Origin of the sequence: Thermococcus sp. (assembly GCF_027066465.1) — an archaeon.
In the GTDB taxonomy this organism is placed as follows: Archaea; Methanobacteriota_B; Thermococci; order Thermococcales; family Thermococcaceae; genus Thermococcus.
The window spans coordinates 1-20,865 of the sequence record NZ_JAMONU010000210.1 but is presented as its reverse complement, the minus strand read 5'-3'; the positions used below and the strand labels follow the sequence as shown (position 1 = coordinate 20,865).

Sequence of the window (20,865 nt, the reverse complement as noted above, 5' to 3'; positions counted from 1 at the left end):
AGGGAGGAAGGTTTGCTCGACTTCTCGGCGTCGCTCAATCCTTACCCCCCTGAGTGGCTCGACGATATGTTCCGGCGAGCGAAGGAGATAAGCGACCGCTACCCCTACTACGAGAGGCTTGAGGGGGAACTGGAAGGACTCGTCGGCGAGCCTCTGACTATAACGGCCGGCATCACCGAGGCGCTCTATTTGCTCGGAATCCTCGCGCTCCGCGGAAAGAAGGCGATAATACCGGAGCACACCTACGGCGAGTACGAGAGAACAGCGAAAATTTTTGGAGCGAGGGTCGTCAAAGGCCCGAACGAACCGGGAAAGCTGGCAGAACTCGTCGAGAGGAACTCGGTCGTCTTCTTCTGCAACCCCAACAATCCCGACGGAAAGTTCTACCATGTTAGGGAGCTCAAGCCACTCCTCGATGCGGTGGAAGAGAAAGAGGCGCTCCTCGTTCTTGATGAAGCGTTCATAGACTTCGTGAAAAAACCGGAGAGTCCTGAGGGGGAGAACGTCGTGAAGCTCAGAACCTTTACCAAGAGCTACGGTTTGCCGGGAATAAGGGTCGGCTACGTTCTTGGTTTTGAAGAGGCTTTCAGGAGCGTCAGAATGCCGTGGGGCATAGGCTCGACAGGTGTGGCCTTCCTCGAGTTCCTCATCGAAGACGGCTTCGAGCACCTCAGGAGAACGATGCCCCTCATCTGGCGCGAAAAGGAGAGGCTTGAAAGGGTTCTGAATGTTAAAAGCGACGCAAACTTCTTCATCAAGCGCGTCGGGAACGCTGAGGACTTTGTTGAGGCCATGAAGAAGCGCGGAATCCTCGTGAGGAGCTGTGCGAGCTTTGGACTGCCGGAATACGTGCGCTTTTCGGTGAGGAAGCCAGAAGAGAATGACAGGCTTATCAGGGTGTTCAGGGAGCTGGGAGAAGGGTTTTAAGATTGAAGCTGATTTCACTTTGGTGGTCTTATGCATGAGCTCTACACCGTTCTGGCCGAGTACTACGACGTGATTTATCGGAAAAGGGCCGAGCGGGTTGAGGATGAGATTGACTTCGTTGAGGAGCTGTTCCGGAAAGAGGCCGAAAGGAAAGTAAAGAAAATCCTCGACCTCGCCTGCGGAACCGGGATTCCAACGCTCGAACTCGCGAGGCGCGGTTACGAGGTTACCGGCCTCGACCTCCACGAGGAGATGCTGGCAGTTGCGAGAAGAAAGGCCGAAGGAGAAGGGCTCGGTATCGAGTTCATTCAGGGAAACGCGCTTGAGCTCGACTTCTAGGAGGAGTTCGACGCGATAACCATGTTCTTTTCATCAATCATGTATTTCGATGATTCTGTAATTCAGGAGTTATTTAATTCTGTAAACCGGGCGCTGAAAGAGAGCGGGATTTTCATAGCGGACTTCCCGTGCTGGTACTACGGCGGAAGGGACGGCCCGATAGTGTGGGACGAGCGGAAGGGCGATGAGCGATTAATCATAACCGACTGGCGCGAGGTAGAGCCAGCTTTTCAGAAGCTCTGCTTCAAGAGGCTCGTTCAGATAATCAAACCGGACGGGAGCGTTAGGGCCTTCATGGTGGACGATGAACTTAACATCTCCACGCCGAGGGAGATGAGACTTTTGGCCGAGAGGCACTTCAGAAAAGTTAAAATCTACGGAAACCTTCACGAGCTGAAGCCCAACGACAGGAGATACTGGCTGGTTGCCGTTAAGTAGCAAACTTTTTAAGCCCTGGCTCATTTCAGCGCACTGGTGGTGCCTATCGTCCACCGTAACACCAGTTTCCCGCTTTAAATCGGCGCTTTTCCGGGTTAAGTTAGTTTTTGAAAGGGCACCGCCAAGATTTTTAAGGCTCCCTTCTGAGGGTAGAACATCGTTTGAAAACCTAAAGGGTGATGTCCATGCTCCCGAAGAACTACGACCCGAACGAGATTGAGCCCAAGTGGCAGAAGTTCTGGCTCGATGAGAAAATCTACAAGTACGAGCTCGACGAGAAGAGGCCGAGCTACGCGATTGACACCCCGCCCCCGTTCACGAGCGGAACGCTCCACCTCGGTCACGTGCTCAGCCACACTTGGATTGACATCGTTGCGCGCTACAAGAGAATGACCGGCTACAACGTGCTCTTCCCGCAGGGCTTTGACAACCACGGCCTCCCGACCGAGCTGAAGGTCGAGAAGGAGTTCGGAATAAGCAAGGACCAGCCCGAGAAGTTCCTTCAGAAGTGCGTCGAGTGGACTTGGCAGGCCATCGAGGCCATGAGAAACCAGTTCATCAGGATAGGCTACTCGGCCGACTGGGACCTGGAGTATCACACGATGGACGACTGGTATAAAGCGGCCGTCCAGAAGTCTCTCCTCGAGTTCTACAGGAAGGGACTGCTTTACCAGGCCGAGCACCCCGTTTACTGGTGCCCGCGCTGTAGGACGAGCCTCGCCAAGGCCGAGGTCGGCTACGTCGAGGAGGAGGGCTACCTCTACTACATCAAGCTCCCGCTCGCTGACGGTTCCGGTTACGTCCCGATAGCGACGACGAGGCCCGAGCTCATGCCGGCCTGTGTGGCAGTTTTTGTTCATCCAGAGGACGAGCGCTACAAGGACGTCGTCGGCAAGAAGGTTAAACTGCCAATATTCGAGCGTGAGGTGCCTGTTCTGGCTGACGAGGACGTTGACCCGAGCTTTGGAACCGGGGCCGTCTACAACTGTACCTACGGTGACGAGCAGGATGTCGTCTGGCAGAAGCGCTACAACCTGCCGGTCATCATAGTCATCAACGAGGACGGAACCATGAACGAGAACGCCGGGCCTTACGCCGGCCTCAAGACGGAGGAAGCCAGGAAGAAGATTGCGGAGGACCTCGAGAGGATGGGTTTCCTATACAAGAAGGAGAAGATAAGGCACAGGGTTTTGAGACACACCGAGAGAAGCTCCTGTATGGCCCCGATTGAGCTGTTGCCCAAGAAGCAGTGGTTCATAAAGGTCAAGGACTTCACGGACGAGATAGTGAAGGTGGCTAAGGAAATAAACTGGTATCCCGAGGACATGTTCCTCCGCCTCAAGGACTGGGCCGAGAGCATGGACTGGGACTGGGTCATAAGCAGGCAGAGGGTCTTTGGAACGCCGATTCCCTTCTGGGTCTGCGAGAACGGTCACGTCGTCCCAGCGAGGGAGGAAAACCTTCCCGTTGACCCGCGCTTTGATAAACCACCTGTGGAGAAGTGCCCGGTCTGCGGCGCGGAGCTTAAACCGGTCACCGACGTCCTCGACTGCTGGGTTGACTCGAGCATAACCCCGCTGATAATAAGCAGGTGGCACGATGCGATTAAGGGCGACGAAGAGGCGAAGCGCTGGTTCGAGCACAACTTCCCGACCGCGCTCAGGCCCCAGGGAACCGACATCATAAGGACGTGGGCATTCTACACGATATTCAGGACCTACATGCTCACAGGAAAGAAGCCCTGGCGCGACGTCCTCATCAACGGAATGGTCGCCGGACCCGATGGAAGGAAGATGAGCAAGAGCTACGGCAACGTCGTTGCCCCTGATGAAGTCATTCCGAAGTACGGCGCCGACGCGCTCCGCCTCTGGACGGCCCTCGCCCCGCCCGGAGAGGACCACCCGTTCAAGTGGGAAACTGTAGACTACAACTTCAGGTTTTTGCAGAAGGTCTGGAACATCTACCGCTTCGCCGAGAGACACTTAGAGGACTTTGACCCGGCCAAAGCGCCAGAGGAGCTTGAACCGCTCGACCGCTGGATTCTCAGCAGGCTCCACAGGCTCATCAAGTTCGCCACCGAGGAGATGGAGCGCTACCGCTTCAACCTTCTGACGAGGGAGCTGATAACCTTCGTCTGGCACGAGGTGGCGGATGACTACATCGAGATGATTAAGTACCGCCTCTACGGCGACGACGAGGAGAGCAAGCTCAAGGCAAAAGCGGCGCTCTACGAGCTCCTCTACAACCTGATGCTCCTGATGGCGCCCTTCGTCCCTCACATCACCGAGGAGCTTTACCAGAACCTCTTCCGCGAGCGGATTGGCGCTAAAAGCGTCCACCTCCTCGAATGGCCGAAGTTCAGAGAGGAGAGAATCGACGAAGAGGCCGAGAAGCTCGGCGAGCTGGCGAGGGAAATAGTCGGCGCGATAAGGCGCTACAAGAACTCTCACGGCCTGGCTTTGAACGCCAAGCTCAAGCACGTGGCCATCTATGCAACAGACTCCTACGAGAAGCTCAAGGCCATCGAGAGGGACATAGCCGGAACGATGAACATCGAGAGACTCGAGGTCATCAAAGGCGAGCCAGAGCTTGAGGAGCGCATCATCGAGATAAAGCCCAACTTCAGAACCGTCGGTCCGCGCTACGGAAAGCTCGTTCCGAAGATTACCGCCTACCTCAAGGAGCACGCCGATGAGGTGGCGAAGGCGCTCAAGGAGACCGGAAAGGTCGAGTTCGAGGTCGACGGAGAAAAGGTTGAGCTGAGCAAGGACGACGTCGTCATCAGGAAGGCGGTGTTCAGCGAAGGGGAAGAGGTCGAGACTGCCGTTGTTGGGGACGCGGTTATAGTGTTCTTCTGAGTTAGATTTTTACGCCCTCCCCTCTATTCTTACCCGGTGTGGGCCTTGAACGAGGAGGAACTTAAGGCCAGAATCGAGGATATGGAGAAGCTTTTGGAGTTCATGAGGATGAGGTACGAGGAAATGAAGAGGGACAGGGAGATTCTAAAGAAGGCCATTGAGGAGCTTAGGAAGGAAAACGAAAAACTGAGGGGTGAGAGGGGTGGACGTTGAAGAGCTTAGGATGAAACTTCTGGAGCTTTCTAAGAAGGAGGCCTCGCTGAACTTCAAGATGTACGAGCTGTTTAACGAGAACATGACCCTCGCAATCAGACTTGCGGGCTACATAGCCGAGAACAGGATGCTCGGAGGCAACTGGAGTAACGAGGAGGCCGTTAAAGTCATGGACAAGTACCTCACGGCCGGAAGAAAAGAAGGGCATCGACCCAAAGAAGTCCATCAGTGAACTCCCGAGTCCTCAAAACCTTTAAAAACCCAGCCTCATAAACCCGCCGGGCTAAAATTCCGGGCGATGGCGTCCGCCCTAACTGCCCCGGAAAGGGGCTGATGACGCCTGTTCTCTCCACCCTGGGGAGGTGACGCCTTTGAACCCGGAAGATAGGATACTCATCGGTTTAGTCCAGGTTACAGTCGTGCTCCTGCTCTCACCACTCATGGTCGGAATCCTCAAGAAGATAGAGGCGCGCATAGAGTCGAGGAAGGGAATAAGCATCTTTCAGCCCTACTACGACCTCGCGAAGTTCTTCAGGAAGGAGACTCTGATTCCAGAGGGAGTCGGCCCGTTCTTCGTCATCGCGCCGTTCGTAGCCTTCGGTGCAATGCTGACGTTGCCCTGGATGCTTCCAATAGTCGGCAACTTCCCGAGCTGGCTGGCCCCGACGGTGGACTTCTTCGGCGGGACCTTCATATTCGGTCTAGCGGCAATGGCCTCGATTTTGGCCACCGAGAGAACGGGAAGCTACTACACCGGGATAGGGGCGACCCGTTCCGTGAACTTCGGGGCCTTCGCGGAGCCGGTTCTCATAATGGTCTTCTTCGGAGTGGCAATAATCACCGGAACAAACAACCCGTTTCTGATGAACCACAGGATAACGGCGGAAGGCTGGTACCTCAGCCCGACGCACATCCTCATCACGGCCGCTTTCTTCATGCTCCTGCTCTTCGATACGGGGAAGCTCCCAATCGAGTCCCACGGGAGCAACGAGCTCGGAATGCTCGACCAAGCGAAGGGCCTTGAATACACAGGCCCGCTCTACGCCCTCAACACCTGGGCGGGCTACATGAAGTCCTTCATCCTGATGGCGGTCTTCCTCAACGTCTTCGCGGTTCCATGGGGCCTCGCGACGAGCGCAAGTTTAGTTGAGATTGCCAGGGGAATCGCGACGCTCTTCCTCAAGATGCTAGGCCTCATACTGGCTTTTGTCGTCGTTGAGGAGACCCTGGCGAAGATAAGGCTCTTCCGCATCATCGACTATCTTTCCGCCAGCTTCCTCTTGGCGATAATGGGCGTCATCAGCTTCCTCCTCGGGGGTGGTGCGCCGTGATTAACGAAATCCTCAACCTGCTCGGCTCGGTGGTCCTCCTCACGGCCTTCTTCATGCTCACTGAGTCCTACATGCACTCGCTGATTGACGCGGTTGCGTTCCAGTCCGTCCTAATCGGCCTGATTATCGGAATTGTCGGCTGGGAGAAGGGAATCCCAGAGCTTGTAATCCTCGCGGGAATCACAGTGGCGTTCAGGGCACTCCTGATACCCTGGCTCCTCCAGAGGGACGTCAGGAAGGAGAGAATTTGGCGCGGAAGGGAGATTAAGACGACGCACCACGCGATAGTCCTCGGCCTCATCGTGGCGGTTCTGGCCTACTTCCTCTACCTGCCGATTTACAGGGCAATCTCCAAATGGAACGGGGTTATAGCCTTCGTCCTGCTCTTCCTCAGCATGCTCATCATAACCTCGAGGAGGAACGCTTTGGCCCAGATAGTCGGCTACCTCAGCGAGGAGAACGCGCTCCTATACCTTGCGGTGATGCTCTCGCCGATGCCCATGGTCCTTGAGTTCGGGATACTGCTCGACATGATAGCCTTCGTCCTGCTCGCGGTCGTCTTAGGTGCCGAGAAGCGCTACGGGCCATTGGAAGTCGAGGAGCTTGTGGGGTGATAGCATGGAGGCAGTGGTTTACCTGCTCGCGATACCGCTCATAGCGACGCTCCTTCCGCTCCTCTCGGAGAGGCTCGGCAGGGCAATCGTCCCAGGGCTGGCCTTCATAACGGCGTCAATAGCAACTGACATGCTCATCAGGGGCTACACCGTCTCGAGCCACTACTTCTACGCCGACTGGTACTCGATGGTTCTGGCGACTACGATAGCCTGGATTTACTTCTTCGCCTCCCTGGCTTCTCTCTACTACGTCGAGAGGGTCGAGAGGCCCTTCTACCCGCTCAGGCTCTACTGGAGCTTCCTCTCGCTCTTCGCGCTCTCGATGATTTTCACCGCAGTCGTCTCGAACCTCGGCTGGATGTGGATTGGCCTCGAGGCAACGACCGTCGTCAGCGCGGTGCTCATAATCACAGACGGCAAGAAGCGGAACGTCGAGGGGGCCTGGCGCTACATGATTATCGCCTCAGCGGGCCTTGGAATAGCCTTCCTCTCCGTGGTCATAACCTACAGCTTCGCGGGAACCCTCGACGTCAGGCACCTCGTTCTCTCGGAGAAAGCCGGCGCCGTTGTTGGACTGCTTGCCATAGTCGGCTTCGGAACAAAGGTCGGCCTCTTCCCGATGCACGGCTGGCTTCCAGATGCTCATGGAAGCGCCCCGTCGCCGGTAAGTGCAATGCTCTCGGGAACGCTCCTCCCAACGGCGCTCCTCGTTTACTATCGTCTCTTCAAGGCATCGACGGGCCTCGGAAAGGAGGCCGTCTACATAGCTTTAACCGTCGGAATCCTGACGGTCCTGGTGGCATCAATCCTAATGGCTTCGCAGAGGTTCGTCAAGAGGCTCTTGGCTTATTCGAGCATGGACATGATGGGCGTAGCTACCATAGGCATCGCGCTGAGCTACTACAGGCCGGGCCTGCTCAAGCTCGTATTCGTCCTCATCGCGGTTCACGCCTTCGCCAAGGGCGCCCTCTTCATCTCCGCCGGAAGTGCGGTGAGCAGGTACGGCCACGAGATTGGGGAAATCAACGGCCTGCTGAAGGACAGCCCGGCACTCGGCTACTCCTTCGGATTATCGGCCCTGGCGGTGACCGGTGCACCGCCTTTCGGAACCTTCCTCGCGGAGCTGTCGATACTCGGGGTGGCCCTCTCGATAAACCGCTGGTGGGCCCTCCTCATCGGAACGGGACTGCTCCTATCGTTCCTGGCCCTCAACTGGCACTCGGCCAAGATGCTCTTCGGCGAGGGGAAGGGAGCGGAGTTCCAGCGCGGTGAGGAGCTGATACCCCTGATAATGACGCTCGTAGCCCTTGGGGTAAGCCTCTACGTAGTCTACCTTGCACTCACCGGGGGTCTGGTAATATGATGGCTCTCTCGGCCGTTTTCAGGAGGAACGGGAACTACCTAACGGTCTGGCTCGACTACGACACGGGCGAGGCTCTCATAAGGAAGGAGGAGAGACTGCCGGACAGGAAGATTGCGCCCGCCCTGATTGGTGAGACCACGCCTTACATCAGAATCCCGGCGGGGAGCAACGCTGTTCCTTTAACCTTCGGTCCCGCCGCCGGTGGCTTGGGGCAGGCCGGGGCCTTCGAGATACTCACCTACGGCGAGAGGATAGTTTCGATAAGGCCCGTCTACGGCTACAAGAGGAGGGGAATCGAGGAAAGGCTGATAAACCGCCCGCTGGAGGAGACCATAGCAGTCCTTGAGAGGGCCGTCGGGAACTTCGCCTTAGCTTACACCTACGCCTTCCTGAGGGCTGTTGAGGCCAACCCCGACGAGGACGTCTGGGAGGTCAGGAAGGGCCTCCTCGAGATTGAGAGGCTCTACAACCACTTCAACGTCATCCACAAGCTCGCTGGAGATGCATCCCAGAAGGTCGCGACGATGCACTTCCACTGGCTCGAGGAAGAAACGCTCAGGGTCCTCAACAGGCTGACCGGCCACCGCTACGGCTTCGGCGCGAACGTTCCGGGTGGAGTTAGAATCCTCGACGGAAGGGCCGTTGAGAGGCTTGGGAAGCTCAAGGAGGAGTTCCGCGAGCTGAGGGAGGAGTTACTCGAGAGCAAGATATTCATCGACCGTCTCCACAACACCTGCCGGCTGAGCAGGGAGGACGTAATCGAGCTCGACGCCGTTGGGGTAGCGGCGAGGGGTTCTGGAGTCGGAAGGGACGTTCGGGCCTTCGACAGGTTCTACTCCTACAAACCGGTGACGTGCGAGGACGGGGACGCCCTTGCGAGGCTCATGGTTCGTATGGAGGAAATAGAGCGCTCCTTCGAGATTATTGAGGGGATTGACTTCAGGGCATTGAGTTCCGACCCAGAGGTTAGGGAAGGTCTCAATCTCGGACTGGCGGAGGCCCCGCACGGTGACGTTCTTACGCTCGTGGAGCTGAGGGACGGCAGAGTTTCATGGATTGGCCTCAGGGGAGCGTCGAGGATAAACTACGTGGCCTTCTGCAGGGGCATAACAGGAAACATCTTCACGGACTTCCCCTTCGGACTGCACAGCTTCGGCCTGAACTTCGCGGATGCAGACCTCTGGCAGGGGGGTGAGGAGTGATGTGGATTATCAGGGGACTCAGGAAGGGCGTTCTGACGAGCGAGTATCCAAAGAGGGTGAGCGAGGAGGAGCTTCCCTTCAGCTTCCCGCTCGAGGCTCCGGCGGAGTGCCCGTTCGGGGCCGTTGAAGATGGGAGACTTGACTACAGGAAGTGCATCAACTGCCGTCTCTGCAACGTCCCCTTCGGCCAGAAAACCGGACTGAGCGAGGTTAAAAATCCTCTCCCGTTCAGGAAGTCGCTCCACGTCTTCTTCCTCGACGTCGGAACCTGCCACGCCTGCAACAGGGAGGTTGCGCTCCTCCACAGCCCAAACTACGACGTCCACAGGCTCAAGATATTCTTCACGCCGACGCCGAAGCACGCGGACGTTCTTTTGGTTGCGGGCTGTCCAACCGACGGAATGATTCCGGTCCTGAAGGAGGCCTACGAACTGATGCCCGAACCCAAGCGGGTCTTGGTTCTGGGAGCCTGCGCCAACGGCGCACTGTGCGGCAGGAAGGTTGAAGACTTCGTTCCGGTTGACGGCTACGTTCCGGGCTGTCCACCCAGTCCCGTTCAGATTATAGAGGGCCTCCTCAAGGTTGCCGGGAGGGATGTCGAATGATTAACCCGTTCTACGCGATAACCATAGGCTTCATCGTCGCTTCCCTGCTCGCGATGATTTCGAAAAAGGCCAGCTACGCGCTCTCGGCCCTTCTCTCGGCCGGCCTGCTGGTTCTCGCCCTCGTCCGGCCGGAGGGAATAGACGACGTTTCCCGCTACTTCCTCGTGGTCTCTGGGGTAGTGTGGCTCGGGGCCTCGCTGTTCAGCCTGAGCTACGACGACCACTATCCGAAGTTGCTGGCGGGTTCGTTCGCGATGAGCATAGCAGGGATGCTCGTGATACTCCTTGCGAAGGGAGCGGTCGGCTTCCTCGCCGGCTGGGAGGTCATGACGATAGCGAGCTACTTCGGGATAACCGCGAGGGAGAACTCGAGGGGGGAAGCCTACAAGTTCCTCGCCTTTGGCGAGCTGAGCGCGCTCCTAATCTTAGCGGGCTTCGGCCTGCTCTCCGTTGAGACCGGCTCCACGGTGTTTTCAGCATGGAAGGGCTCTGAACTCTGGAGCCTTGCGTTCTTCCTGGCCGGCCTCGGCTTCGCGGTCAAGATGGCCATGTTCCCGTTCCACGTCTGGCTTCCGGATGCACACGGCAAGGCCCCGGCGAACCTCTCCTCGCTCCTGAGTGCGGTTCTGACGCTCATGGGAGTTTACGGCTTCGTCAGACTGCTCCTCATCGAGAGTCCGGCCACATGGGTGGGTTCGTTCTTCCTCCTGCTCGGTGGCTTAACGGCCATACTCGGAGCGGCCTACGCGGCCGGCACCGAGCACGTCAAGAAGTTGCCAGGTTACAGCACCGTCGAGAACGACGGCGTTCTGCTGGCACTCTTCGGCGGAACCATCGTAGCCCTGAACGCCGGCAACAAAACCCTCGCCTCGTTCGCGTTGCTGGCGCTTCTCTTCTACGCCTTCGCCCACAGCGTTGCAAAGGGCCTGCTCTTCCTGCTCGCGGGGAGGCTTGAGAACGGAACCGGACGCTTCCCGGAGGTCAGGGCCGGCAGGCTCACCACAGTCGGCGTCGTCGCGGGCTATGTCTCCGCTCTCAGCCTGGCCGGCGTCGCCCCGTTCCCGGGCTTCCTCGGTGAGTGGCTCGGCATTGAGACCCTCCTTCAGAGCTTCAAAATCCCCGATGTAAGGCTCAAGGTTTTGATGGTTCTGGTTGGTTCACTGGTTGCCCTGACCGCGGGTGTCGCCGGCGTTGCGATGAGCAAGATAATAACCCACGGAGTCCAGCGCGCCGGAGGAAGGAGGGAACTCTCTGCTGAGGACATCGCCTATGCCTTCATGGGAACGGTGCTCGTTGTTGTTGGCGTTCTTCCGCTTGCGGTCTTCAGGCTCTTTAACGGCGTCGTCGGTTCGCTCGCTGGAATTTCGGCCACCTCCTTTATCGGCGGAGCGCTCGGCATCAAAAACGGCTTCCTCATAGTTGCAAAGAACTTCGGGGGAATCTCACCGACATACTTGGCCGGTCTCGTAACGGTCTTCGGCGTCAGCGTCTACGTGATAGTCAGGCTGACGGTCTTCAAGAGGGTCAGGCGCGTTAGAGCGTGGAGCGGTGGGTTGAGCAACCCGGAGTACCCGCCGATAGCCCACTCCGCGATACTTCTCATAACCGAGGGCTGGCTCTACGGCACGAGGGAAGAGAACGGAAGGCTCTACTGGCGGGAGAGGGTTAACATCGCCTACGGAAAGCTCTCAAAGGCCTATCTGGAATTTTCAGAGTGGTTCAGACACGAGCTGATGCGGGGTTCGGACAGCGTCTACGTTGCCTACATCCTAATCGCTCTGATTGCGGGTCTGATTTACCTTCTCTACCTCCTTTGATTTTAAATTTTGGCTTGCTACCTCAGGCTAATCTCAAAGAGCGTTGCATCGTGTTCTTTGATAATCTTAACGTCAACATTACCAAACTTCTTTTTCATTTCCTCAAGGACTTCCTGAATCATGTCATCCTCAAGCAGGTCTTCGTTTTCTATGAAGAGAGTCTTCCCGGTGTACCAGACCTTGTAAACGAAGTCGTAGCCCGTGAACATCTTGTTGTCGCCCTCACCGAAGACAACGTTCCCGTTTTCCCGGATTATATCGAGAATCGCCTGCTCCGGACAGTGGGCCTTCTTAAACTTGGAGTATATCCTTGGAATCACGTCGCAGGGTGAACCCCCCATAACCTGCTGGGTTCCAATGTTGTAGTTCCGGAAGATTATAAGGGCGCTTACTCCCATGGTAACCCCCAAAGTAAGAATGAGAGGTAGGGTTTAAATGTCCTGCGGTCTGCCTCTCAGCAGTTGTAACAAAGCAGTGCTGCCCTTTTGAGCAGAACGACACGGTAGAGCTTCCCCCCTATTATACGGGGCATCGAGAGCTTGTTCAGGCGGTGAATCCTCTTTTCATCGAGTGCAACAAGGTCAAGCTCCCTGAGAACCTTTACGAAGTCCTCCCACCTTATCTTGAGCCACTTTGAGTATTCGTCGAAAAGCTCCTTCTCGACGACGCGGAAGTCCTTTCCGTCGATTCTGTATCTAACTACCCTTCTGGGAAGCTCTTTTCTGAGGCGCCAGCGTGCGTGGAGCGGTTCCTGAACCTCGTAAACGGCCCGGTCCATGGGCTTGCCCTCAACCATCATCTTGAGGAGCACGGCGAGTATTCTGTTTATTCTATCGGGAACGCCGATGACGTCACCCCTGAGAACTATCTTTCTCCGTCTGACCCTTATTCCTGCCCCTTCAAGCTCCTCGCCTATCCTCGGCGTCAGCTTTTTGTTACCCCCTGTATCGACGATTCCGCCGATTACAAAGGCCTTAACACTGAAATCCTCCTCTCTGAGAACCTCATCCGCCCAGGGGTCAAGGAGAACGACCTCGTCTATTCCTTTCTCCCTCAGAAACTCGGCCGTTGGCCCGTCATAAGCGGTAATCCTGTCAAGGGGGCCGTGAAACATCTCTCGGAACTCCTCGTTTGCCCACGTTACTGCCAGCTCCCTGCCGGTGAAGTAGTCGCGCAGAAGTCCGTAGCTCTGGTTAATCTGGAGGCAGACCTTGCCCTTCTCCTTTTGGGTGTGCTTGTCCCAGAGCTGGAGGTCGATTATGAAGCAGGGCCACTCCGGAAGTTTTGAGCGGAGCTCCTCCGGGGAGAGAACCATTTCAAACTTATCCGCCATGCAGAGGGGGGCGTATGCGTAGTGAGAGCCCTCAACGCGGTTCCCGTTCAGGTCCCACGCAACTGCCGTCTTCTGGGGAACGCGGAAGATTGCGCCCTTGCCGTGAACTATCTCAATCGCAATGTCCTGGAGCTTGTTTTTGGATTTCCTAAAGCGCTTCGAGAGCGTTCCTATGCTGTCTATGTCCTTCTCCCTCAGTGCTTCCCTGAGAACGTCCGCAAGGGTCTTCATGGCCATCGCTTGAGGCTTGGAGGGAGGTTTAAAAATCTACCGGCCGAAAGGTTTTTAAGCCTGCCCAGTCTCCCTAAAAACGGACGCGCCCGGGTGGTGTAGCCCGGTCAAACATGCGGGCCTTTCGAGCCCGCGCCCCGGGTTCAAATCCCGGCCCGGGCACCATTGAAACTTTGCTGGGCAAAGTTTCATCAAAGTTCGTGATTCTCTTTTGAAGAGCAGTTTTTGAGTGAATTTCCTATTGGGTTGCTCGTTGGGGGATGAATTCCTTTAAAAGCGCCTTTTAAATGTGTTCAAGCTTTTAGGCACTCCTTCGAAGCGCGGGTAAATAGAACCCTCTTGAAAAAGCCTTAGTCCAGTGAATTCAAACTCTCAACGGCGGGCTTGATTTCGAAATCCCATTGCAGAGGAGCCTATAAGAATCACAAACTTTGAGAACCAGCGGAAAGTTTTTTTGACGTGAAGATTGTGTTCGTGTTGAACTCCATTTACGGTGAACCGTCATGCTCGCCGTTAAAGTCCCCAAGAGAGAGGCCGAGAAAGTGCGGAAAAAGCTCATCGAGCTCGGCGTTCTGGCGAAGGGATACGCCGTCAGGCGGGAAGGTGAGTTCGTTCTGTTTCCCGTGACGGAGGAAGTTGAGGGCTTCGAGCTGGTTGAGGCCGAGTTTGAAAGGCTTGAGCGAAGACCCCACAGCTACCGCGAGGTCGTTGAGGTTCCCGAGGAAGTTAGACCGCTCCTTCCAAGCTCCTTCGACATAATCGGGGACATCGCGATAATCGAACTCCCCGAGGGGCTGATGCCCTACGGAAGGGCAATCGGCGAGGCAATCCTTAGGGTCCACAGGCACATAGGGGCCGTCTTCGCCAAGGGGAGTAAGGTTGAGGGCGAATACCGCGTCAGGGAGCTAATCCATCTCGCTGGGGAGAAAAGAACGGAAACCCTCCACCGTGAGAACGGGATAAGGCTCAAGCTCGACATTGCTAAAGTCTACTTCTCACCCCGCCTTGCCACTGAAAGAATGAGAATTTTCAGAAAGGCGATGCCCGGAGAAATTGTCTTCGACATGTTCGCCGGGGTTGGACCCTACTCAATCCTCCTCGCGAGGAAGGCGAAGCTCGTCTTTGCCTGTGACCTGAACCCTTGGGCGGTTCGCTACCTTGAGGAGAACATCAGGCTGAACAAAGCGTACAACGTCGTGCCAATCCTCGGGGACGTGAGAAAAGTTGCCGGAAAGCTCAGGGCCGACCGCGTGATAATGAACCTGCCCAAGTTCGCGGACCGCTTTCTGAGGGAAGCGATGCTGAGCGTTAGGAACAGGGGCGTAATCCACTACTACGGCTTCGGCCCGGAGGAAGACCTCTATTCTGAGCACGAGGCGAAGATTAAAGCGATTGCGCGCGAGCTGGGCTTCTCGGTCGAGTTCCTTGAGCGGAGGAAAGTCCGCCCCTACGCACCGAGGCAGTTCAACATCGCGATTGACTTCCGGGTTCTGAAGTGATGTTTTGCGTGGAGAACAAAGTTTTTAAAAAGAATGTTTTATACATAAAACATGATTGAACGCGAGACGTGGGAAGAGGTAATAGCGGACTACCTTGAGCTCAGGGTCGATTACGTTCCCCGGCATGTTGAGGTCAAACTCCCCAGGTCGAGGGCCCTAACAATCGTTGGACCGAGGAGAGCGGGAAAGACTTACTTCCTCTTTCAGCTGTGGGACGAACTCGACGATGAGAGGCGGAAAAGCCTGTACGTGAACTTCGAGGACCCCCGGCTGATTGGGGCGACTTCAAACGACCTCATGGAGATGCTCAGGGTCTATTACTCCCTCGTCGAACTCCCGAGAAACGAAAAGCTAACCTTCCTGCTTGACGAGGTTCAGGCGGTTGAGGGATGGGAGCGCTTCGTCCGCTACCTCCTGGACGGGGGGCACAGGGTTATCTTGACCGGCTCATCTTCAAAGCTCCTGTCGAGGGAGATAGCGACCGTCCTGAGGGGAAGGGCTGTAACGCTGAATCTCTATCCCTTTTCCCTCCACGAGGCGCTGAAGCTTAAAATCGGAAACGAACTGCCGAGCCTTGAGGTAAGGGGGAAGGTCCTCGGCGTTTTAAGGGAGTGCCTTGAGTGGGGCTTGTATCCGGAAGTCGTTCTTCAGCCAGAGCTCAGGAGAGAGCTCCTCAAGGAGATTTTCGACGTGACGATTTACCGGGATATTGTGGAGCGGTGGCGCGTGGACAACATCAAGGCCCTCCGCTTCCTCTTCAGGCTTCTCGCAAGGTCGAGCCACACCTCGGTAACGAAGCTCCACTCCACGATGAAAAGCCTCGGGATAGCGGTTGGAAAGCCGACGCTCGCCAACTACATTGAGTACCTCAACGATGCCCTCGTCCTTTTCCCGCTCAGGGCTCACATCAAGTCCGAGAAGAAAAGGGAACTCCTCGGTTTCAAGCCGTACTTCGTGGACAACGGCCTTCTTGGCGTTTTGGGAGTTACTGACCGGGGCAGGCTCTTTGAGAACCTCGTCTTCACGGAGCTCCTCAAGGCCGGCCTTGAACCCAACGAGGATGTGTTCTTCTACGTCACCGAATCCAAACGAGAGGTTGATTTCATAATTCCCGGGGAGGAGCTAATCCAAGTTACGTGGAGGCTTTCCCAAGATAACGAGGGCAGGGAGCTCTCGCCTCTAATCGAGGCCTCAGCTGAGACAGGAATTGAAAGACTAACCGTTGTCACGTGGGAGGACAGAAAAATTCTCGAAATCGGGGGAAAGACAGTTCAGGTAGTCCCACTCGATAAATGGGTGAAAGAGAAAAGGGCTACTTCCCCGCTATCTTGACGTTCTCGAACCTTATGAAGGGCGTTATCATGGTGTTCATGAAGGGGATGACAGTCTGCTCCCGGCTTACTTCGCTCGCCCCTTTGAGAAGCTCGTAAACGTTTCCGGCAATGAGGAAGACGCTCGAACCAACCACTTCACCGTCCTCGATAAGGAACGCTGGGTTCGCCGTTACGGCGAAGTTTCCGTTGTCCGGGTTGCTGGAGTGTGCGCCCTGGAAGCCATCAACGAAGTAGCCGTGCTCGATTTCCGAAATCATGTCCTCAAGGGAGCGCTTGCCCTTCTCTATGACGACGTTGTGGAAGCCTATGTTTATTCCCCCGCTCCTTAAGTCCCTCTTCCCGTTTCCGGTGCTCTCGGTTCCGTAAACCTTCGCCCAGTAGTTGTCCCAGACGAATCCCCTGAATGTTCCGTTTTCGATTAGGACGTTCTTCCTCGTCGGAACGCCCTCGCCGTCCGCTATCACAGGTTCAAGCGACAGCTCGTGGAAGGGGTCGTCGTAGAGCGTTATCACGTTGCTCGCAATATTCTCGCCCACCTTGCCAGCCAGAGGCGTTGTTTCCTTGACCAAGCGCTCACCGCTGAAGGCCGGGAGGAGCGCGTAGCTGAAGAGGCCGGCAATTGCCCATGGACCGAGGATTATCGGAACTTCCTCGTTACTGCTCGGCTTGACGGTGTAGGCCCACTTGACCTTCTGGACGGCCTTCTCAACGACCCCTTCAACGTCGAGGTTCAAATTCCTCTTCGCGTCGAAGTCGAAGATGCCCGGCGTTACGACACTTTCTTTCCTGCCGACCAGCTCAATGAAGAAGAACGCCGCGCCGCCCTCTTGGAAGACGTCTATTCCGTGGGAGTTCACTATCTGCCTCTCTTCCCAGCTGACGCCCCCTTCCCCGCCGGCAACGACCACGTGTTCGTCCTTCTCGCGGGCGAGCTTAATCGCTTTGACGAGCATCTCAACGAGAACGTCTGGAGAGGCATCCTTCAGCTCGTAGTTGGGCTTAGGGGCTTCCCTGTATTTCCCCGGCTCCGGTAGGGAGACCCACTTCTCATCCCTGCTGTTGAGCTTCGCCATCTTAGCGGCCTGCTCTATCGCCGCCCTAACGCGCTTCTCCTCGTCGCTGTCCACTATGGCCAGGCCAAGGCGCTTGTCCTTAATTCCGCGGATTATCGTTACCGCCCCGCTCCTCGTAGAGGCCATTGAAATCTCGTTCAGCTCGACGTTCGCGCTGACCTCCCTCGTGCGGTAAACGGCAATCTCAACCTCATCAAAGAGCTTCTCAGCGTAGCGTATGAGGTTCTCCATCTTTAACCCTCCGCTTCAATTTTGCCGGATTCAACTCCCAATTCCTTTAGGCGTCTCATAATCTCCCCGAGGAGGACTTCACGGGCACGCCATATTTCGATTCCCACGATGTTACCGCTTTCATCGTAATCCACGAGGATATCTTCGTCAATCTCAACGGTCTCAGCCACCTTTGAGGGGGAGACTTCGATGTAGAGGATATCCCCCTGCGGGTCGTAGCGAACCTTCATACTCTCACCCACCTGCCCTTTCTTAGGCGGTTTTCTATTTGAGCCTTTCTCGATGCCTTGTAGACGGTCACTACTTCTATGCCTCCAAGTCGGGCATCGTAAATCACGACCAGAGCTTTACCATTGCCCTTCACCGCAACGAAGTGTCCCGTGAGCGTGTCTATTGCCTTGATGTCCGGGTCTTCAAGTGCTTCAACGACTTTCTCTGGCTTGATGTTCCTCTTTTTCATTGACTCAACGGCGTGCCCGGTGAAGTGAACTTCAGCCAATCAGTATTCCCCCGTCGAAGCGCATGTGCGGGCCACCCGAGCTTACGAAGGCCACCTGTCCCTTGCCGCAGAAGCCGACCTCAAGGCCGAAGTCCTTGCCGACGGCGCTTATCTTCTTGAGGGCCTCTATCGCGACACCGGTAATCGAGGTGTCCCTTATCGGCTCGGCTATCTCGCCGTTTCTAATCACGTAGCCCTCCTGGATTCCGACCTGGAAGGCGCTGTTGAGCTGGGCCTGCCCGCCGCGGAAGTCGACGACGTAGTAGCCGAATTTGATGTCTTCAATTAACTCTTCGAATGAGTGGTCGCCCGGCTCGAAGACGGTGTTGCGCATCCTGATTATCGGCGGGTAGCGGTAGCTCTCGGCCCTCGCGTGGCCGTTGGGTTCCATGCCCCACTTGTGGGCGTATTCGCGGTTGAGCATCAGCTCCTTCAGGATTCCGTTCTCGATGATGTGAATGTCCTTGACAGGAACACCCTCATCGTCGTACTTGTCGTTTCCGAAGCCGCCCTCAACGTAGCGCTCGCTCATCGTGACGTACTCCGGTGCAATCTGCTTGCCTATGAGGTCCTTGAAGGGCGAGTTTATGGTAAGGTCCGCCTCGGCGAGGTGCCCCAAAGCCTCGTGCGCTATTATGCCAACGACTATCGGACCGGCAACTATCGGCCATTCGCCGCGCTTTGGAGCTACACCTTTCAGCTGGCTGTGCATCTTCCTGAGAAGCCTCTCCTTAACCTTTTCGTTCGGTTCTATTTCGGTCATCAGCTCCCAGCCGTAGTCAACCGCTCCAATGCTGTCCCTCGCCATCGCAAGCTTTCCGCCGGCCTTTCCGGTAACGTAGGCCCCCTGGTAGAGGTAGTTGTAGTCCCACTCTATCCTCGTTCCCTCGTTGGTGAGGAGTATCTTCTTCCCCCCGCCGTCCTCGTAGCGAATCTGAACGCTCTTAACTGCCTTGTCCTCCTTGAGGAGCCTCTCAAGCTCCCTGAGATGGGAAACCTTCTCCTCGATGTCCACTTCCCTCGGCTTGATGCGCATCTTGCTCTTCACGAAGTCCTCGACGGGCTTTATCTCGGCCAGCTGGATTTTCTCCTTCTTCGTCTGAGCGGCCGCTTTGGCGAGCTTGTATGCCTCTTCAATTTTCTTCTCGAGGTTCTGAAGCTCGCTCGTCGAGGCGAATCCCCAGGCACCATCCGCCAGAACCCTTATGGCAACGCCTCTGTGAATCTTCCCCGTGAAGCTCGTGAAGACGCCGTCTTTGAGGCCGAGCGTGGTCTTCCTGAGGTCCTCGTAGCGCAGCTCGATGTACTCGGCCTTCAGGTTATCTTCAGCCCACTTAAGGGCCCTTTCAAGTGTCTCCATGTCCACCACCGTTGACGTTTGTCCAATCCATTGTGGGATGGACAACTATAAAAGCCTTTTGAGCCTTTCGATTTTTATCGAAAGGAAAACCTTTTTCAACTGCCCGCGAATTTTAGCGGGGTGAGAGCATGAAGGCCGAAATAAAGAACCTCATAGACAGGGGCACCTACAGGAAGCTCCCGCTCTTTGAAGGAGAGCTCCCTGAAGGCTCGTACGCCCAGATAGTCGAGGTCAAGCCGGGCCAGACGGTTAAGAAGCACTACCACCTTCACCAGTACGAGCTGTTCTACATAATGAGCGGTGAAGCTAAGCTCGGCATCGGTGAGACCGAGTACCTCGCGAAGCCGGGCGACATCTTCCTCGTCAAGCCGAAGACCGTTCACTGGGTAATCAACGAAAAGGACGAGCCCTTCAGGCTCTTCGTGGTGAAGCTCAACTACAAAGGCGACGACTCGGTGTGGCTGGAGGAGTGAACATGGGTGAAAAAATAATCGGAATCCTCGGTGGAATGGGTCCGCTCGCGACCGCGGAGCTTTTCAGAAGGATAGTTGAGAAAACCCCGGCTAAAAAGGACCAGGAGCATCCGCGCATCATCATATACAACAACCCGAAAATCCCCGATAGAACCGCCTACATCCTCGGCAGGGGCGAGGACCCGAGGCCCGAGCTGATAGACAGCGCGAAGAAGCTTGAGAGCTGGGGCGCTGATTTTATCATAATGCCCTGCAACACGGCTCACTTCTTCGCCGAGGACATCCAAAAAGCTGTGAAGATTCCGCTCGTCAACATGGTCGAGGAGACCGCGGAACGCGTGAAGGAGATGGGCCTCGGGAAGGTGGGCCTTCTCGCAACTGACGGAACGATAAAGGGCCTCGTTTACCACCGCGCGCTCCTTAGGAGGGGAATAGCCATCGCAACGCCGGACAGGACAGGGCAGGAGCTTGTAATGGAGGGGATATACAAGGGAGTCAAGGCCGGAGACGTTGCCTACGGGCGGGAACTCCTCCTGCGGGTCGCGAAGAAGCTCGAAAAAAGAGTTGAGGGAATAATAGCCGGCTGTACCGAGGTCAGCGTCGCGCTCAAGCCGGACGACCTGAGCGTCCCCCTGATTGACCCGATGGACGTCATAGCCGAGAAATCAGTAAAGCTTGCCCTCGGACTTGAGGAGCTCAGAGTTTGATGACCATTCCGGCGTGGAGCTTGTGGAAGCGCTCGCCGTAGGCCTCAAGGAACTCTGCTTCCGCCCTCAGACCGGTGCAGTGCCCGGTGTAGACCTCTCCAACGTTGAGCCTCTGAAACTCTTCGACGGTCTTCCTTATTCTTTCCTCGCCCGCTTCAATCAGGTGAAAGCCCCCGATGACCGCCTTAACGCTCTCCTCCCCCGTCAGCCGTATTGCGTGCTTCACTATGCTCACGATTCCCGCGTGACTGCAACCGCTCACAACAACGAGGCCCTCCGGCGTTTTGGCAACGAGGCTCATGTCGTCCCTCAGCTCGTCCCTCACGACCTTTCCGTTCTCGATGGTGTAAACCTCAAGCTCGGCCCTCTCGAAGTCCTCCTTCTCTGCTATCTCGCCGGTTGAGAGGACGTTCTTCGT

Annotated in this window: 20 protein-coding genes, 1 tRNA gene, 2 pseudogenes and 1 riboswitch; of the genes and pseudogenes, 16 read left to right on the top strand and 7 right to left on the bottom strand. The window is 56.2% G+C overall.

What is annotated here, in order from left to right:
- The 11 genes and pseudogenes from MVK46_RS10280 to MVK46_RS10230 all read left to right on the top strand — a co-directional run.
- Positions 1-927: aminotransferase class I/II-fold pyridoxal phosphate-dependent enzyme (locus MVK46_RS10280; protein WP_297536617.1), on the top strand; the 927-nt coding region annotated here is incomplete at its 5' end.
- 30 nt (positions 928-957) lie between these two features.
- Positions 958-1,704 (top strand): annotated as a pseudogene (locus MVK46_RS10275) (class I SAM-dependent methyltransferase).
- A gap of 185 nt (positions 1,705-1,889) precedes the next feature.
- A complete protein-coding gene (locus MVK46_RS10270) occupies positions 1,890-4,562 on the top strand; it encodes a valine--tRNA ligase (RefSeq protein WP_297536623.1) in 2,673 nt (890 codons plus the stop codon).
- Between the two features lie 45 nt (positions 4,563-4,607).
- Entirely contained in the window at positions 4,608-4,775 is a 168-nt protein-coding gene (locus tag MVK46_RS10265) for a hypothetical protein (protein WP_297536615.1), read from the top strand.
- Positions 4,765-5,007 (top strand): hypothetical protein, encoded by a 243-nt coding sequence (locus MVK46_RS10260; protein ID WP_297536613.1) that lies wholly within the window; start codon positions 4,765-4,767, stop codon positions 5,005-5,007. The genes MVK46_RS10265 and MVK46_RS10260 overlap by 11 nt, the downstream gene beginning before the upstream one ends.
- A 53-nt stretch (positions 5,008-5,060) precedes the next feature.
- Positions 5,061-5,125: riboswitch (Fluoride riboswitch) on the top strand.
- Between the two features lie 21 nt (positions 5,126-5,146).
- Complete coding sequence (locus MVK46_RS10255) at positions 5,147-6,106, top strand: NADH-quinone oxidoreductase subunit H (protein WP_297536612.1); 960 nt, start codon at positions 5,147-5,149, stop codon at positions 6,104-6,106.
- Entirely contained in the window at positions 6,103-6,720 is a 618-nt protein-coding gene (locus tag MVK46_RS10250; protein WP_297536610.1) for a hypothetical protein, read from the top strand. Before MVK46_RS10255 ends, MVK46_RS10250 begins: the two co-directional genes overlap by 4 nt.
- Before the next feature lie 4 nt (positions 6,721-6,724).
- On the top strand, positions 6,725-8,083 hold the full coding sequence (locus tag MVK46_RS10245; protein WP_297536608.1) for a proton-conducting transporter membrane subunit: 1,359 nt from the start codon (positions 6,725-6,727) through the stop codon (positions 8,081-8,083).
- Positions 8,080-9,285, top strand: a complete 1,206-nt coding sequence (locus MVK46_RS10240) for a hypothetical protein (RefSeq protein WP_297536606.1) — start codon at positions 8,080-8,082, stop codon at positions 9,283-9,285. The genes MVK46_RS10245 and MVK46_RS10240 overlap by 4 nt, the downstream gene beginning before the upstream one ends.
- Entirely contained in the window at positions 9,285-9,890 is a 606-nt protein-coding gene (locus tag MVK46_RS10235) for a hypothetical protein (protein ID WP_297536604.1), read from the top strand. The genes MVK46_RS10240 and MVK46_RS10235 overlap by 1 nt, the downstream gene beginning before the upstream one ends.
- Positions 9,887-11,707 (top strand): proton-conducting transporter membrane subunit, encoded by a 1,821-nt coding sequence (locus MVK46_RS10230; protein WP_297536602.1) that lies wholly within the window; start codon positions 9,887-9,889, stop codon positions 11,705-11,707. Before MVK46_RS10235 ends, MVK46_RS10230 begins: the two co-directional genes overlap by 4 nt.
- Positions 11,708-11,724: 17 nt before the next feature.
- On the opposite strand, the gene MVK46_RS10225 is transcribed toward MVK46_RS10230, so the two are convergent.
- Together MVK46_RS10225 and trm10 are read right to left on the bottom strand one after the other, a co-directional pair.
- A complete protein-coding gene (locus tag MVK46_RS10225) occupies positions 11,725-12,105 on the bottom strand; it encodes a hypothetical protein (protein ID WP_297536600.1) in 381 nt (126 codons plus the stop codon).
- A 56-nt stretch (positions 12,106-12,161) separates the two neighbouring features.
- Complete coding sequence (gene trm10 / locus MVK46_RS10220) at positions 12,162-13,271, bottom strand: tRNA (guanine(9)-/adenine(9)-N1)-methyltransferase (RefSeq protein WP_297536621.1); 1,110 nt, start codon at positions 13,269-13,271, stop codon at positions 12,162-12,164.
- A gap of 87 nt (positions 13,272-13,358) precedes the next feature.
- Here trm10 and MVK46_RS10215 point away from each other — a divergent pair.
- The 3 genes from MVK46_RS10215 to MVK46_RS10205 all read left to right on the top strand — a co-directional run bounded on the left by MVK46_RS10215 (position 13,359) and on the right by MVK46_RS10205 (position 16,102).
- Positions 13,359-13,436: transfer RNA gene (locus MVK46_RS10215), tRNA-Glu, on the top strand.
- A 338-nt stretch (positions 13,437-13,774) separates the two neighbouring features.
- The gene (locus MVK46_RS10210) at positions 13,775-14,770 is read left to right on the top strand and encodes a class I SAM-dependent methyltransferase family protein (protein WP_297536598.1); all 996 of its coding nucleotides are present in this window, start codon (positions 13,775-13,777) and stop codon (positions 14,768-14,770) included.
- A 51-nt stretch (positions 14,771-14,821) separates the two neighbouring features.
- Positions 14,822-16,102, top strand: coding sequence for an ATP-binding protein (locus MVK46_RS10205; RefSeq protein WP_297536596.1), 1,281 nt, complete (start codon positions 14,822-14,824; stop codon positions 16,100-16,102).
- On the opposite strand, the gene MVK46_RS10200 is transcribed toward MVK46_RS10205, so the two are convergent.
- From MVK46_RS10200 to MVK46_RS10185, 4 genes are read right to left on the bottom strand one after another with little or no spacing between them, the layout of a single operon-like run.
- Positions 16,083-17,408 (bottom strand): TldD/PmbA family protein, encoded by a 1,326-nt coding sequence (locus MVK46_RS10200; protein WP_297536594.1) that lies wholly within the window; start codon positions 17,406-17,408, stop codon positions 16,083-16,085. The two genes, MVK46_RS10205 and MVK46_RS10200, sit on opposite strands and share 20 nt — an antisense overlap.
- Before the next feature lie 2 nt (positions 17,409-17,410).
- Positions 17,411-17,638 carry a DUF2283 domain-containing protein gene (locus MVK46_RS10195; protein ID WP_050003476.1) on the bottom strand — a complete coding sequence of 76 codons (228 nt, stop codon included), beginning with the start codon at positions 17,636-17,638 and terminating at the stop codon, positions 17,411-17,413.
- Entirely contained in the window at positions 17,635-17,907 is a 273-nt protein-coding gene (locus MVK46_RS10190) for a DUF4258 domain-containing protein (protein ID WP_297536591.1), read from the bottom strand. Before MVK46_RS10190 ends, MVK46_RS10195 begins: the two co-directional genes overlap by 4 nt.
- Entirely contained in the window at positions 17,900-19,267 is a 1,368-nt protein-coding gene (locus MVK46_RS10185) for a TldD/PmbA family protein (RefSeq protein ID WP_297536619.1), read from the bottom strand. Before MVK46_RS10185 ends, MVK46_RS10190 begins: the two co-directional genes overlap by 8 nt.
- A gap of 128 nt (positions 19,268-19,395) precedes the next feature.
- Between MVK46_RS10185 and MVK46_RS10180 the strand changes: the two genes are divergently transcribed.
- Complete coding sequence (locus tag MVK46_RS10180; RefSeq protein WP_297536590.1) at positions 19,396-19,740, top strand: cupin domain-containing protein; 345 nt, start codon at positions 19,396-19,398, stop codon at positions 19,738-19,740.
- Positions 19,741-19,742: 2 nt separating this feature from the next.
- Positions 19,743-20,447 (top strand): aspartate racemase, encoded by a 705-nt coding sequence (locus tag MVK46_RS10175; RefSeq protein WP_297536588.1) that lies wholly within the window; start codon positions 19,743-19,745, stop codon positions 20,445-20,447.
- On the opposite strand, the pseudogene MVK46_RS10170 reads toward MVK46_RS10175, so the two are convergent.
- Positions 20,437-20,865: pseudogene (locus MVK46_RS10170) on the bottom strand (MBL fold metallo-hydrolase); the annotation flags it as partial. The gene MVK46_RS10175 and the pseudogene MVK46_RS10170 sit on opposite strands and share 11 nt — an antisense overlap.

What these genes read in the sequence shown, in the direction of transcription:
- MVK46_RS10230 (WP_297536602.1), top strand. Translation starts at nt 9,887, where the DNA reads ATGATTAACCCGTTCTACGCGATAACCATAGGCTTCATCGTCGCTTCC.
- MVK46_RS10240 (WP_297536606.1), top strand. Translation starts at nt 8,080, where the DNA reads ATGATGGCTCTCTCGGCCGTTTTCAGGAGGAACGGGAACTACCTAACG.
- MVK46_RS10225 (WP_297536600.1), bottom strand. Translation starts at nt 12,105, where the DNA reads ATGGGAGTAAGCGCCCTTATAATCTTCCGGAACTACAACATTGGAACC.
- MVK46_RS10270 (WP_297536623.1), top strand. Translation starts at nt 1,890, where the DNA reads ATGCTCCCGAAGAACTACGACCCGAACGAGATTGAGCCCAAGTGGCAG.
- MVK46_RS10180 (WP_297536590.1), top strand. Translation starts at nt 19,396, where the DNA reads ATGAAGGCCGAAATAAAGAACCTCATAGACAGGGGCACCTACAGGAAG.
- MVK46_RS10200 (WP_297536594.1), bottom strand. Translation starts at nt 17,408, where the DNA reads ATGGAGAACCTCATACGCTACGCTGAGAAGCTCTTTGATGAGGTTGAG.
- MVK46_RS10195 (WP_050003476.1), bottom strand. Translation starts at nt 17,638, where the DNA reads ATGAAGGTTCGCTACGACCCGCAGGGGGATATCCTCTACATCGAAGTC.
- MVK46_RS10175 (WP_297536588.1), top strand. Translation starts at nt 19,743, where the DNA reads ATGGGTGAAAAAATAATCGGAATCCTCGGTGGAATGGGTCCGCTCGCG.
- MVK46_RS10245 (WP_297536608.1), top strand. Translation starts at nt 6,725, where the DNA reads ATGGAGGCAGTGGTTTACCTGCTCGCGATACCGCTCATAGCGACGCTC.
- trm10 (WP_297536621.1), bottom strand. Translation starts at nt 13,271, where the DNA reads ATGAAGACCCTTGCGGACGTTCTCAGGGAAGCACTGAGGGAGAAGGAC.
- MVK46_RS10235 (WP_297536604.1), top strand. Translation starts at nt 9,285, where the DNA reads ATGTGGATTATCAGGGGACTCAGGAAGGGCGTTCTGACGAGCGAGTAT.
- MVK46_RS10210 (WP_297536598.1), top strand. Translation starts at nt 13,775, where the DNA reads ATGCTCGCCGTTAAAGTCCCCAAGAGAGAGGCCGAGAAAGTGCGGAAA.
- MVK46_RS10205 (WP_297536596.1), top strand. Translation starts at nt 14,822, where the DNA reads ATGATTGAACGCGAGACGTGGGAAGAGGTAATAGCGGACTACCTTGAG.
- MVK46_RS10185 (WP_297536619.1), bottom strand. Translation starts at nt 19,267, where the DNA reads ATGGAGACACTTGAAAGGGCCCTTAAGTGGGCTGAAGATAACCTGAAG.